Genomic DNA, 12,287 nt, shown 5'->3' with positions numbered 1-12,287 from the left:
GAAGTGAACGACAAGGAATTCGTGGTCTTCGTCGGCCCGTCGGGCTGCGGCAAATCCACCCTGCTGCGCCTGATCGCCGGCCTTGAAGAGGTCAGCGGCGGCACCATCGAACTCGATGGCCGCGACATCACTGAAGTCAGCCCGGCCAAGCGCGATCTGGCGATGGTGTTCCAGACCTACGCGCTGTACCCGCACATGACTGTGAAAAAGAACATGTCGTTCGCCCTCGATCTGGCCGGCGTGCCGAAAGCCGAAGTCGAGCGCAAGGTCGGCGAAGCGGCACGTATTCTTGAACTCGGGCCGATGCTCGAGCGCAAGCCGAAACAGCTCTCCGGCGGCCAACGCCAGCGCGTGGCGATCGGCCGCGCCATCGTGCGCAACCCGAAAATTTTCCTCTTCGATGAACCGCTGTCCAACCTCGACGCGGCGTTGCGCGTGCAGATGCGTCTGGAGCTGCTGCGCCTGCACAAAGACCTGGAAGCGACGATGATCTACGTGACCCACGATCAGGTCGAAGCGATGACCATGGCCGATAAAGTCGTGGTGCTCAATGGCGGTAGGATCGAGCAGGTCGGCTCGCCGCTGGACCTGTATCACAACCCGGCCAACCTGTTTGTCGCAGGCTTTCTCGGCACGCCGAAAATGGGTTTCCTCAAAGGCAAGATTGCCCGCATCGACGGCCCGAGCTGTGAAGTTTCGCTGGACGCCGGCACGCGCATCACCCTGCCGTTCAACGCTGCCAACCTCAGTGTCGGCAGCGCAGTCACGTTGGGTATTCGCCCTGAACACTTGGAGCTGGCACAACCCGGCGACTGCACGTTGCAGGTGACTGCCGATGTCAGCGAACGGCTTGGCAGCGACACCTTCTGCCACGTCACCACCAGCGCCGGTGAAGCCCTGACCATGCGCGTGCGCGGCGACCTGGCCAGCCGTTATGGCGAGCAATTGAGCCTGCGCCTGGACCCGACTCACTGCCATCTGTTCGACGCTGAAGGTGTGGCGCTGACCCGCCCACTGCGCGCTGCCGCCTGATTTCGAGACTATCCGATGAAACTCAACCAACAGAACCTCAACCGCCTCGCCGCCCAAGTGCAACTGCCGGGCTACAACCTGAGCGACACGCGCCAGGGCATCGCGCACATCGGCGTCGGCGGTTTCCACCGCGCGCACCAGGCGTATTACACCGATGCCTTGATGAACACTGGCGAAGCGCTGGACTGGGCAATCTGCGGCGTCGGCCTGCGCCCGGAAGATCGCCGCGCTCGCGATGATCTGCGCGAGCAGGATTACCTGTTCACTTTGTTTGAATTGGGCGACAGCGATGACACCGAAGTGCGCGTCATCGGCGCAATCCGCGACATGCTGCTGGCCGAAGATGGCGCGCATGCACTGATCGACAAACTCGCCGAACCGCAGATCCGTATCGTTTCGCTGACCATCACCGAGGGCGGTTACTGCATCGACGACAGCAACGGCGAATTCATGGCGCACCTGCCGCAGATTCAACACGACCTCGCCCATCCCGAGGCGCCGGGCACCGTGTTCGGTTTCCTCTGCGCCGCATTGGCCAAACGCCGTGCGGCGGGTGTTCCGGCATTTACCGTGATGTCCTGCGATAACCTGCCGCACAACGGCGCCGTCGCGCGCAAGGCGCTGCTGGCGTTCGCCTCGCTGCGTGATCCGCAATTGCGCGACTGGATCGACCAGAACGTCAGCTTCCCCAACGCCATGGTCGACCGCATCACGCCGATGACCAGCACCGCGCATCGCCTGCAACTGGCCGACAAACACGGCGTCGACGATGCCTGGCCGGTGGTCTGCGAACCGTTTGTGCAGTGGGTGCTGGAGGATAAATTCGTCAACGGCCGCCCGGCGTGGGAAAAGGTCGGCGTGCAGTTCACCGACGATGTGTCGCCGTACGAAGAGATGAAAATCAAACTGCTCAACGGCAGTCACCTGGCGCTGACGTATCTGGGCTTTCTCAAAGGTTATCGCTTCGTCCACGAGACCATGAACGATCCGCTGTTCGTGCGTTACATGCGCGCTTATATGGATCTGGATGTCACGCCGCAGCTGGCGCCGGTGCCGGGCATTGATTTGAGCGAATACAAGGACACGCTGGTCGCGCGGTTCTCCAATCAGGCGATTGCCGATCAACTGGAGCGCGTGTGTTCGGATGGCTCATCGAAGTTTCCCAAGTTCACCGTGCCGACGATCAATCGGCTGATCGCCGATGGCCGCGAGACCAAGCGTGCAGCGCTAGTCGTGGCGGCGTGGGCGCTGTATTTGAAGGGCGTGGATGAGAATGGCGATACGTATTCGATTCCGGATCCGCGAGCGGCTTTCTGCCAGGGATTGGTGGCGGACGATGAGTTGATCACCGAACGCCTGTTGGGCGTGGAAGAGATTTTCGGCACGGCGATACCGAAGTCGGCGGAGTTTGTTGCAGCGTTCGAGTGGTGCTGCCAGAGTTTGCGCGAGGTTGGGGTTTCGCGGACTCTGGAGAAAGTTCTCGCGACCTGATCGTTCCCACGCTCTGCGTGGGAATGCAGCCCGGGACGCTCCGCGTCCCATCAAAAGCGGACGCAGAGCGTCTATTGAGGCGTTCCCACGCAGAGCATGGGAACGAGCAGCCGTGGAGTCTTCATGACAACAACAAAGCTCTTCCTGGGTATCGACTGCGGCACCCAAGGCACCAAAGCGATCATCCTCGACGCCGGCAGCGGCCAGGTGCTCGGTCTGGGCGCAGCGCCGCACACGATGATCAGCGGCGCCAACGGCCGCCGCGAACAAGACGTTCAACAGTGGCTCGACGCGTTCGTCAGCGCCACCCGCCAGGCGTTGCGAGCGGCCAATGTCGACGGCCAGGCGATCCTCGGTGTCGGCGTCTCCGGCCAGCAACACGGCTTGGTCCTGCTCGATGAGCAAGGCGCAGTGCTGCGTCCGGCCAAACTCTGGTGCGACACCGAAACCACGCCGGAAAACGAGCGCTTGCTCGCGCAAATGGGCGGCGAGAAAGGTTCGCTGGAACGCCTCGGCGTGGTCATTGCGCCGGGCTACACGGTGTCGAAACTGCTCTGGACCAAAGAGCAGCATCCCGACGTGTTCTCACGCATCGCCCGGATTCTGTTGCCTCACGACTACCTCAACTACTGGCTCACCGGTCGCGCCTGCAGCGAATACGGCGATGCGTCCGGCACCGGCTATTTCAATGTGCGCACGCGGCAGTGGGATGTACAGATCCTGCGCGACATCGATGCCAGCGGCCGTTTGCAAGCCGCGCTGCCGGAGCTGATCGACGCGCACGCCGCCGTCGGCACTCTCCTCCCGGCAATCGCCGAGCAACTCGGCATCAACCCCAACGCGGTGGTTTCCAGCGGCGGTGGCGACAACATGATGGGCGCCATCGGTACCGGCAATATCCAGCCCGGCGCGATCACCATGAGCCTCGGTTCGTCCGGCACGGTCTACGCCTATTCGGAGGAGCCAAACGTCAGCGCCGATGCCTCGGTTGCCACGTTCTGTTCCTCCAGCGGCGGCTGGCTGCCGTTGATCTGCACCATGAACTTGACCAACGCCACCGGTGCGATTCGGGAACTGTTCAAGCTCGACCTGCCGACCTTCAACGAATTGGTCGCGCAATCGCCGATCGGCGCCGAAGGTGTGAGCATGCTGCCGTTCCTCAACGGTGAGCGCGTCCCCGCCCTGCCCCACGCCACCGGCAGCCTGCATGGCCTGACCATGGACAACCTGACCCAGGCCAATCTGTGCCGCGCCGCTGTCGAAGGCACCACCTTCGGTTTGCGCTACGGGCTGGATTTGCTTCGCCAGAATGGTTTACAAAGCCTGCGCATTTGCCTGATCGGCGGCGGCTCGAAGAGCGCGGTGTGGCGGCAGATCGTCGCCGATATCATGAACGCTCCGGTGATCTGCACCGAACAAAGCGAAGCCGCCGCACTGGGTGCGGCGATTCAAGCGGCGTGGTGCGCGTCGCGCTCTAACGGCGATGATTTCTCCCTGGCCGAGCTGTGCGAGCGCTGCGTGAAACTCGACACGGGCAGCGAAACCCTGCCGATCGCCGCCAATGTCGCGGCGTTCCAGCAGGCCTACGAACGCTATCAACAGCATGTCGCAACCCTATAACGAGCAAACAACTATGTACCTGGTGTGTGGCGAAGCCCTGTTTGATTTCTTCAGCGAAAACGATGCCAGCGGTCTGGCCTCGAAAGTCAATTTCAAGGCGATTGCCGGCGGTTCGCCGTTCAACGTCGCCGTCGGTCTGCGCCGTCTGGGCGTGGACTCGGCGCTCTTCGGTGGGCTGTCCACCGACTATCTCGGCCGGCGTTTGCAGCAAGTCCTGCAGGACGAAGGTGTGCGCCCGGACTATCTGGTGGATTTCGCCGCGCCGACCACTCTGGCAATGGTCGCGGTAGGCGCCAATGGCTCGCCGCATTACAGCTTCCGCGGCGAAGGCTGCGCCGACCGGCAACTGAGCGAGGCACATCTGCCGACACTTGGCGACGAGGTGCGCGGCCTGCACATCGGCTCGTTTTCGCTGGTGGTACAGCCGATCGGCGACACACTGCTGAAACTGGTCCAGCGCGAAAGCGGCAAACGCCTGATCAGCCTCGACCCCAACGTGCGCCTCAATCCCGAGCCGAACATCGAGCTATGGCGCGAACGCATCGCCACGCTGGTACGACTGGCCGATCTGATCAAAGTCAGCGACGAGGATCTGAGCCTGCTCTATCCCGAGCAAGATCCGCAGCATGTTATTGAAAGCTGGCTCGAGCATCGCTGCCAGATCGTGTTCCTGACATGCGGTGGCGACGGCGCAACGGTGTTCAGTCGCACCCATGGCTCGTGGTCGGTGCCGGCCAATCAGGTTCAGATCGCCGATACGGTAGGCGCCGGCGACACCTTCCAGGCCGCGCTGATCACCTGGCTGACCGAACATTCGCTGGACTCGGTCGAAGGCGTCCAGCAGCTCAGTCGCGAGCAAATCGACGGCATGCTCAGGTTCGCCGTACAAGCCGCCGCACTGACCTGCAGCAAAACCGGTCCGGATCTGCCCTATCGTCATCAATTGAGCTGAGCGCGTAGACTGTCGGCCTTTTTGCGCACGACGGAAAACAGCTCTTGAATCACAGGCACATCCTCGCCCTCCTGACCATGGCCACCCTGCTGAGCGGTTGCGGCACCTCGCCGCCCCGCTCGCCGGAAGACATCTGCGCAATCTTCCGCGAGAAAAGCGATTGGTACGACGCTGCGCAAGTCACGCAGAAACGCTGGGGCGTGCCGATTCAGGTGCCTTTCGCGATCATGTATCAGGAATCCGGCTATCGCTACGACGCCAAGACGCCGCGCAAATATCTGCTCTGGGTAATTCCCTGGGGCCGCGTCTCCACCGCTTCCGGTTATGCGCAAGCCAAGGATGAAGTCTGGGCCGACTACCAGAAAAGCACCGGCCGCAACTGGGCCGATCGCGAAGACTTCGACGACGCCATCGACTTCGTCGGCTGGTACATGGACAAGACCACCTCGATCAACGGCGTGTACAAATACGACGCCTATAACCAGTACCTGAACTACCACGAAGGCTGGGGCGGCTTCCGCAACAAGACCTACGCGAGCAAGGCCTGGCTACCGCCGACCGCGCGCAAGGTGCAGAACCGTTCGGATCTGTATGCGCAGCAATACGCCGGCTGCAAGGAAGACCTCAATCGCGGGTTCTGGAGCCGGTTCTGGCATTGGTTGTAGCGGTGTTGCTGAAGACGCCTTCGCGGGCAAGCCCGCTCCCACGGGACCTTAGTGAACGCCGATTTTGTGTCCACCCGAGAAACCTGTGGGAGCGGGCTTGCCCGCGATGGCAATCTCTCAAACACCATCAAAGTCTATGAAAGGCCCGATTTCACTGACCCAAACCGCCCTCCTAAGGGTTTTCCCTATGGCATCAAGGCCCCACACCTACGCCATTTGCGCCTTGAATGAGGCCGTCTAATCCTGCAACATCCATCACCTGCTTATTCAACGGACGGAATTCAAGGCATGCTGGACGCCAATGCAACCCACATCACCCTCTCGATCGAAGACGCCAACGCCGACCTGCAAGTCCTCAGCTTCACCGGTCGCGAAGCCCTCAACGAACCGTTCCGTTTCGACCTCGAACTGGTCAGCGCCCGCCCCGACCTGAAGCTCGAAGAGCTGCTGCACAAGCGCGCCTGCCTGACCTTCGGAGCCACCGGAGAAGGCAAGATTCACGGCCAGGTCTATCGCATCGAGCAGGGCGACTCCGGCAAGACCCTGACCCGCTACAGCATCAGCCTGATGCCGCAACTGGCCTATCTGCAGCACAACCATGATCAGCAGATCTTCCAGCAACTGACGGTGCCGAAAATCATCGCCCAGGTGTTGGAAGATCGCGGCATTCTCTCCGACGCCTACAGCTTCCAGCTCGGCGCCGAGTACCCGGAGCGTGAGTATTGCGTGCAATACGATGAGTCCGACCTGCACTTCATCCAGCGTCTGTGCGAAGAGGAAGGCATTCACTTCCACTTCCAGCACAGCAGCAGCGGCCACAAACTGGTGTTCGGCGACGATCAGACCGTATTCCGCAAACTGAAGCCGGTCAGCTACCAGCAGGACTCCGGCATGGCTGCGGAGAAACCGGTGATCAAGCGCTTCAACCTGCGCCTGGAAACCCGCACCACCCGCGTCAGCCGCCGCGACTACGATTTCGAAAAACCCAAGCTGCTGCCCGAAGCCGCGGTCAAATCCGAATTCGCCCCGGACCTGGAAGACTACGATTACCCCGGCCGCTTCACCACCCGCGAGCGCGGCAAGTTCCTCTCGACCCGCGCCCTCGAACGCCATCGCAGCGACTACAAACTCGCCGAAGGCAAAGGTGATGAACCGACCCTCACCAGCGGCCATTTCCTCACACTCGCCGAACACCCGCGCGCCGAGTGGAACGATCTGTGGCTGCTGCTGGAAGTCTTCCACGAAGGCAAACAACCGCAAGTGCTCGGCGAAAACGTCACCAGCGACGTCACCGACAACAAGAGCGATTTCCACCAGGGCTACCGCAACAGCTTCCTCGCCACCCCGTGGGACGCGCACTACCGCCCTGGCCTCGAACACCCGAAACCGAAAGTCCTCGGCAGCCAGACCGCCGTCGTCACCGGCCCTGCCGGTGAGGAGATCCACTGCGACCAGTACGGCCGCATCAAAGTGCAATTCCACTGGGACCGCGACGGCCAATCCGACGACAAAACCACCTGCTGGATGCGCGTCGCCAGCGGCTGGGCGGGCAGTGCCTACGGCGGCATTGCCATCCCGCGCATCGGCATGGAAGTCCTCGTCACCTTCCTCGAAGGCGACCCCGACCAGCCCCTCGTCACCGGCTGCCTGTACCACAAGGAAAACGTCGTCCCCTACGACCTGCCGGCCAACAAGACCCGCAGCACCTTCAAAACCCTCAGCTCCCCGGGCGGCAAGGGCTACAACGAATTCCGCATCGAAGACAAAAAAGGCGCTGAACAGATCTACATCCACGCCCAGCGCGACTGGGACGAAAACATCGAACACGACCAGAAAATCCGCGTCGGCAACGAACGGCATGACACTGTTGAAGCCAACGTGTTGAGCGAGTTCAAGGTCGAAGAACACCGGATCACCCATCTGGACCGAATCAGCGAAATGCGCGCGGATGATCACCTGACAGTGGGTGTGACGCAGCATGTGAAGGTGGGGACTGGGCAGTTTGTTGAGGCCGGGACGGAGATTCACTATCACGCTGGTGAGAAGGTGGTGATTGAGGGTGGCATGGAGCTGACCGCCAAGGCTGGCGGGAGTTTTGTGAAGGTTGATGCGGGTGGTGTCACGATTAGCGGCGCTGAGGTGAAGGTGAATACCGGTGGTGCGCCGGGGGTGGGGACTGGGATCGGGATTCTCGAACCCGTCATTCCATGGGCCGCCGCGAAAGACAAGGCAGGCGCCCTGCTTGTTCCGGCGGCCGTACAGATGGCCATGGCCAAAGCCGCTCGTGCAGCGGGTAATATTCGTTGCCCTATTTGCGAAGCCTGCCGGGAAGGTAAATGCGATTTGGGAGCTACGGCATGAGTGACGTGCTAAATAACTGGATGGGCGAACAATCCCGCCTCAACCGAGTCTTGATCCTTGTACTCGACAGCCTCGCCGAACCAAACCCGGTGACACCGCTGTATAGCGCTGGCGTCATGCAGCGCTCAGTGCAATTGTACCGACGCACCGAATTCTCACAGTTCGCGGCTATCAGTCCGTGGCTGACCGAATTGCAAAACCCTGGCAACGATGCCTTTCGCAGACTGCTCGATGACCCTGAACGCAACTGGGGCTGGATCGGCAGTATGGACAGGGCCGACCTCGACAGCCTGACCCAGCATTGGATCGCGCGCATGGTAATCGACGAAGACGGCGACCGCTCGCTGTTTCGGTTCCAGGACAACCGGGTGCTGGCGCGCTGCCTCGCCAATATGAAGGATAGCGAGTTGCCGCTGCTGCTTGGGCCAATCGGCAGTGTGCTGTATTGGGACGAGAATCAATGGAAAAGTGCGGACAACAGCAGATCTGGAATGTATCCGGTACCTAATCCAGAGCCATGGTTGCGCAATCCCGAGTCCGGTGAACAGGCTCGCAGCATCTTGCGCGAAAACCTAAAACGATGGTTATTGACCTATCACCTTGAGGCAGCTGCCACCCTAGCTGAGACCCGAGTGGTCAGTGAATGGCTTGAGTATCAACTGGATTTACTTGATGTCTGGGGCTGGCAACTACCAGAGCAAAGGGAGTTGATGTTGAGTCGTCGACTGTCAGAACAATGTATGCAAGATGTCGCATGGTCTCCTTTGCCAAATGAAACTTCTTTAGAGCATTTTGAAAGATGCAAACGAGTATTCAGCTGAGTTTATCAACCCACTTTAGTTATGTTTTAAGTTTTCTCGGGACGCGACGATGAGCAAGTTATCAGCTTCACTCACTTTAAATTCATTACTACTTATGGCGCTCCCTTTATTCGGCGCCTGTACCTCCGCCAGCCAAATTGCTCAGAGCAGCATTGAAGACATTACCAGCCACTACGGGTCCGACTCGTTTACCCTGGTAGCGACTACACCTGCAAATTTTGGTCTAACAGCAAAATCACAATATTCACCACTAGCTGGTCAGGATTGCAAAACTTATTCAGCGGGCTTAGGAGGAGAAGTAACCCGACGGCATCAAAAAACAGATCAGATTGATGTAAAGAATATCGAACAAACTGCCCGCTTCGATATTCCGCTCAGTTATAGCATAGCCGGATGCAAGATGGAGTTGACTCGCGTAGACATGGCCATTGACGGCCGCTATGGCACATCTTCATTGGATATCGGGGGAGATTTCGGCGGAATAACTGTAAAAGAAAATACGACCAATGACGGATCGTCTTCATTAGGCGATGATCACTCTGAATTTAGAGGTCTATGTACTTGGATGTTCCAACTAAGCGTGGAAAGAATCGAAAAAGACGGAATTTCAAAAATATTATCGTGCAGCGCAGCTAATTCTGAATGGAACGTGCCCTCCGACTATTTTGAACGCAATAAGCCGGGCGGAACTGTTCAACGATCAAGCATTAAAAACAAAGAAGTAAAATTCACATTCCGCTTGGCGAGAGATGAAGAACCTAGCATGGACAATCGGTGGATCAAGACCACAGAAGGATGGAAGCCCTGCCAGGAAACCGCAACATCAAAAAGGTGCCAAACGCCTCCAGTTTTCAAAAAATTCAAAATGGACGGCCGCGAGTGTACGGTATATCCAACTTGCACTGAATAAGGACATTCGCTATGACGGATCCATACCTGTGTGATAAAAGCGTGTGCCCCGCCAGAGGCAGCTGGATCAGCTTTAGATTGGTGGACGAATTTGGAGATGGCAAACCCTACGCCGGCTTGAGCTATGAATTGACCGATGCAGAGGGTCAAAAGTACGATGGCACTCTGGACAGCGATGGCTACGCCAAAGTAATCAATAACTACAAAGGCCCGGTAACTCTGACGTTAGCAAAACCATATGCGGGTGGAGACGCTTGGTATGACACCCTTGCCGACCGAAAAGATTACCGAATTCCTCTGACTGAATTTCAGGTCGCAGCTGAAAAGACGTTACATCGGCCAATCGGCAGTACAGCAAAAACTGGCGCGTACAGAGCCTCCTCAGAACAAGCCGAATTTTACAACGTAGAAGTTCGGCAATTTGTAAAACACAAACGGCACTTGCCGGCCCCGGCAAAACTATCCAAGCCGGTACCTTACGGCTGGACAAAACTTGCCTGTGATTTCGCCGCGGGAAGAGTTCCGGATTACGGAACGGCTCTATTACCAGATAAACACTATGTACTGGAAGTCCGTGCGCTACGGGCGTTCAGGCCATTAATTTCTTTGGCGCCTGACTTCAGCGCGGTAAATCTTTATAACCTTTCTTTGTTGGCGACGCTGAGCTACGGCGATTTCGGGCAAGTACCTGAGAATCCTAATGCACCAAAAGACGTCGACAACCCGAAGGCACAAGAACCTGGGGGAGAAGTAAAATTCCCTGCGGTAGGAACTATCGGCCATGTGCTACAGACTTGTTTGGCCTGTTATCAGGAACCCATGCGTTATGCCGATGCCAAGACTGTAAATTATCCCATTGTTGAAGATGTGCCTTATTCAAAACGATTGGAAATCATACCTTACGATCCGCAACATTATAAGAGTGCCGACGAACAGGAAACTCCTTCGCAAGTTCATTTTTTTAATGATAAGCGCGGATACTCATTGGATTCAAAAAAAACCGATACGCAAGCCTACGCCACACATGATGACCGAATGATTCTCATAGCCGTACGCGGAACAGCGGAAAAGTGGGATGCTTTGCGCGATGGTGACGCGGAGCAAGTACCAGTAAAAGATGGCGTCGGCAAGGCTCACAAAGGATTCCACGAAGCCTATGAAGTATTACAACCTTTTGTGGTTAAGTATCTCGCCAGATTCCGTACAAATAACCAGCGAGTTGTGGTTTGTGGCCACAGCCTGGGTGGGGCGATAGCGCTTCTGTTAGCTGAATGGATACGTAATAAATTTGACGACCAAGCAATACTTTATACCTTCGGCTCACCTAGAGCAGGTGATGCGGACTTTGTCGAGGGAGCCAAACCTCTCGTTCATCACCGAATTGTAAACAACAATGATCCGGTACCCAGCGTACCCGCAGCTTGGATGGATACCAAGCAAGCAGTCTGGGTTACCGGAGTCGCAGCTACTGTTACTGGAGGAGTCGCACCGATTGTAGGGGGAATCATATTTGGTGCCGGATTGAATCGGTTCGGCGGGAAGCCTTACCGGCATCATGGCATACAACGCTACTTCACCCCTTTGCGACTGCCAGGTAACCAGATTTCATCGGTATTGTGGACTCCAGGTTGCGAAGGGTATGAAGAGTCGGCAATGACACAGCTTTGTTATGCGAATATCAAAAATAATGACACTCCTGAACGTAGCAACTTCGGAGTACAGGTGATGAACGGGGCAGACCATACAATGCTTGGCGGCTACATTCCCGCCTGCTGGGCGACTTTGCGACGCTGGCAAGATACGCAAACCAGCGGCGGGAAAATCATTACGCCTCGCGAAGCGCTCAATCTGCGGACACAATTAAGGTTCTACCGCTCCGAACTAGAAAAATGGCAGAGCGCGCAGCAAGTGGAATTTCCAGGAGGAACGATTGAAGGCAGACCTCAGGATCGCGCAACGGCTCTCCAGAGAAGATCAACTATGTCTGATCTCCAAACTCGCCAGAAGGAAATTGCTCTGGCAGTGAGCCATAATCAAAAAGAGCTCGAAAATATCGAGACTACGCTGAAGAACATAGATTTATTGGAGCAAACAACTGTAGAGCTTTCCGACGTTTACGGTGATCGTGCCGAGTTACCGGAACTGAAAACTCAAATCCAACGATGGGCTGATCACAAAGAGAATCAAGCCATCGTGCGAGTTGCCCAAGTCCCGCAAGGGGCGATAGCGAACACCGCTTGAGCTATCCGAGTTCGAGCACAAACAGAGAGCCATGGGTAGGCGATTGTTCTACCCAAGGCTACGTTTCTATATGCACTTTAATGGTGAACATCTTAGAGGACACGCACTGGCAAAAAAGATGGAGCTTAAATCGAATCGCGTTCCGCAAACTGAAGCCGGTCAGCTACCAGCAGGACTCCGGCATGGCTGCGGAGA

At 57.5% G+C, this 12,287-nt stretch carries 9 protein-coding genes; all 9 read left to right on the top strand.

Going from position 1 to position 12,287, the window contains the following annotated elements:
- Positions 1–1,032, top strand: a 1,032-nt coding sequence (ugpC, locus tag D8U70_RS23040) for a sn-glycerol-3-phosphate ABC transporter ATP-binding protein UgpC (RefSeq protein WP_241664682.1), incomplete at its 5' end; no start/stop codon positions are given.
- Positions 1,033–1,047: 15 nt separating this feature from the next.
- Entirely contained in the window at positions 1,048–2,523 is a 1,476-nt protein-coding gene (locus D8U70_RS23035) for a mannitol dehydrogenase family protein (protein WP_130929803.1), read from the top strand.
- Positions 2,524–2,646: 123 nt separating this feature from the next.
- Positions 2,647–4,143, top strand: coding sequence for a xylulokinase (gene xylB, locus D8U70_RS23030; protein ID WP_130929802.1), 1,497 nt, complete (start codon positions 2,647–2,649; stop codon positions 4,141–4,143).
- Between the two features lie 13 nt (positions 4,144–4,156).
- Positions 4,157–5,095, top strand: a complete 939-nt coding sequence (locus D8U70_RS23025) for a carbohydrate kinase (protein ID WP_130929801.1) — start codon at positions 4,157–4,159, stop codon at positions 5,093–5,095.
- A gap of 77 nt (positions 5,096–5,172) precedes the next feature.
- The gene (locus D8U70_RS23020) at positions 5,173–5,760 is read left to right on the top strand and encodes a lipoprotein (RefSeq protein ID WP_041480414.1); all 588 of its coding nucleotides are present in this window, start codon (positions 5,173–5,175) and stop codon (positions 5,758–5,760) included.
- Between the two features lie 288 nt (positions 5,761–6,048).
- A complete protein-coding gene (locus D8U70_RS23015; protein ID WP_130929800.1) occupies positions 6,049–8,121 on the top strand; it encodes a type VI secretion system tip protein VgrG in 2,073 nt (690 codons plus the stop codon).
- Positions 8,118–8,942: a DUF4123 domain-containing protein gene (locus D8U70_RS23010; RefSeq protein WP_130929799.1), complete on the top strand. Its 825-nt coding sequence runs from the start codon at positions 8,118–8,120 to the stop codon at positions 8,940–8,942. The genes D8U70_RS23015 and D8U70_RS23010 overlap by 4 nt, the downstream gene beginning before the upstream one ends.
- Positions 8,943–8,991: 49 nt before the next feature.
- Positions 8,992–9,852: a hypothetical protein gene (locus tag D8U70_RS23005; protein ID WP_130929798.1), complete on the top strand. Its 861-nt coding sequence runs from the start codon at positions 8,992–8,994 to the stop codon at positions 9,850–9,852.
- Positions 9,853–9,932: 80 nt separating this feature from the next.
- Positions 9,933–12,092: a lipase family protein gene (locus tag D8U70_RS23000; protein WP_241664683.1), complete on the top strand. Its 2,160-nt coding sequence runs from the start codon at positions 9,933–9,935 to the stop codon at positions 12,090–12,092.
- Positions 12,093–12,287: the final 195 nt, after the last annotated feature.

The sequence above is a fragment of the Pseudomonas sp. Sample_20 genome, from assembly GCF_004307585.1.
GTDB lineage: Bacteria > Pseudomonadota > Gammaproteobacteria > Pseudomonadales > Pseudomonadaceae > Aquipseudomonas > Aquipseudomonas atacamensis.
This window is presented reverse-complemented; position numbering and strand designations above follow the sequence as displayed.

What these genes read in the sequence shown, in the direction of transcription:
- D8U70_RS23035 (WP_130929803.1), top strand. Translation starts at nt 1,048, where the DNA reads ATGAAACTCAACCAACAGAACCTCAACCGCCTCGCCGCCCAAGTGCAA.
- xylB (WP_130929802.1), top strand. Translation starts at nt 2,647, where the DNA reads ATGACAACAACAAAGCTCTTCCTGGGTATCGACTGCGGCACCCAAGGC.
- D8U70_RS23025 (WP_130929801.1), top strand. Translation starts at nt 4,157, where the DNA reads ATGTACCTGGTGTGTGGCGAAGCCCTGTTTGATTTCTTCAGCGAAAAC.
- D8U70_RS23020 (WP_041480414.1), top strand. Translation starts at nt 5,173, where the DNA reads ATGGCCACCCTGCTGAGCGGTTGCGGCACCTCGCCGCCCCGCTCGCCG.
- D8U70_RS23015 (WP_130929800.1), top strand. Translation starts at nt 6,049, where the DNA reads ATGCTGGACGCCAATGCAACCCACATCACCCTCTCGATCGAAGACGCC.
- D8U70_RS23010 (WP_130929799.1), top strand. Translation starts at nt 8,118, where the DNA reads ATGAGTGACGTGCTAAATAACTGGATGGGCGAACAATCCCGCCTCAAC.
- D8U70_RS23005 (WP_130929798.1), top strand. Translation starts at nt 8,992, where the DNA reads ATGAGCAAGTTATCAGCTTCACTCACTTTAAATTCATTACTACTTATG.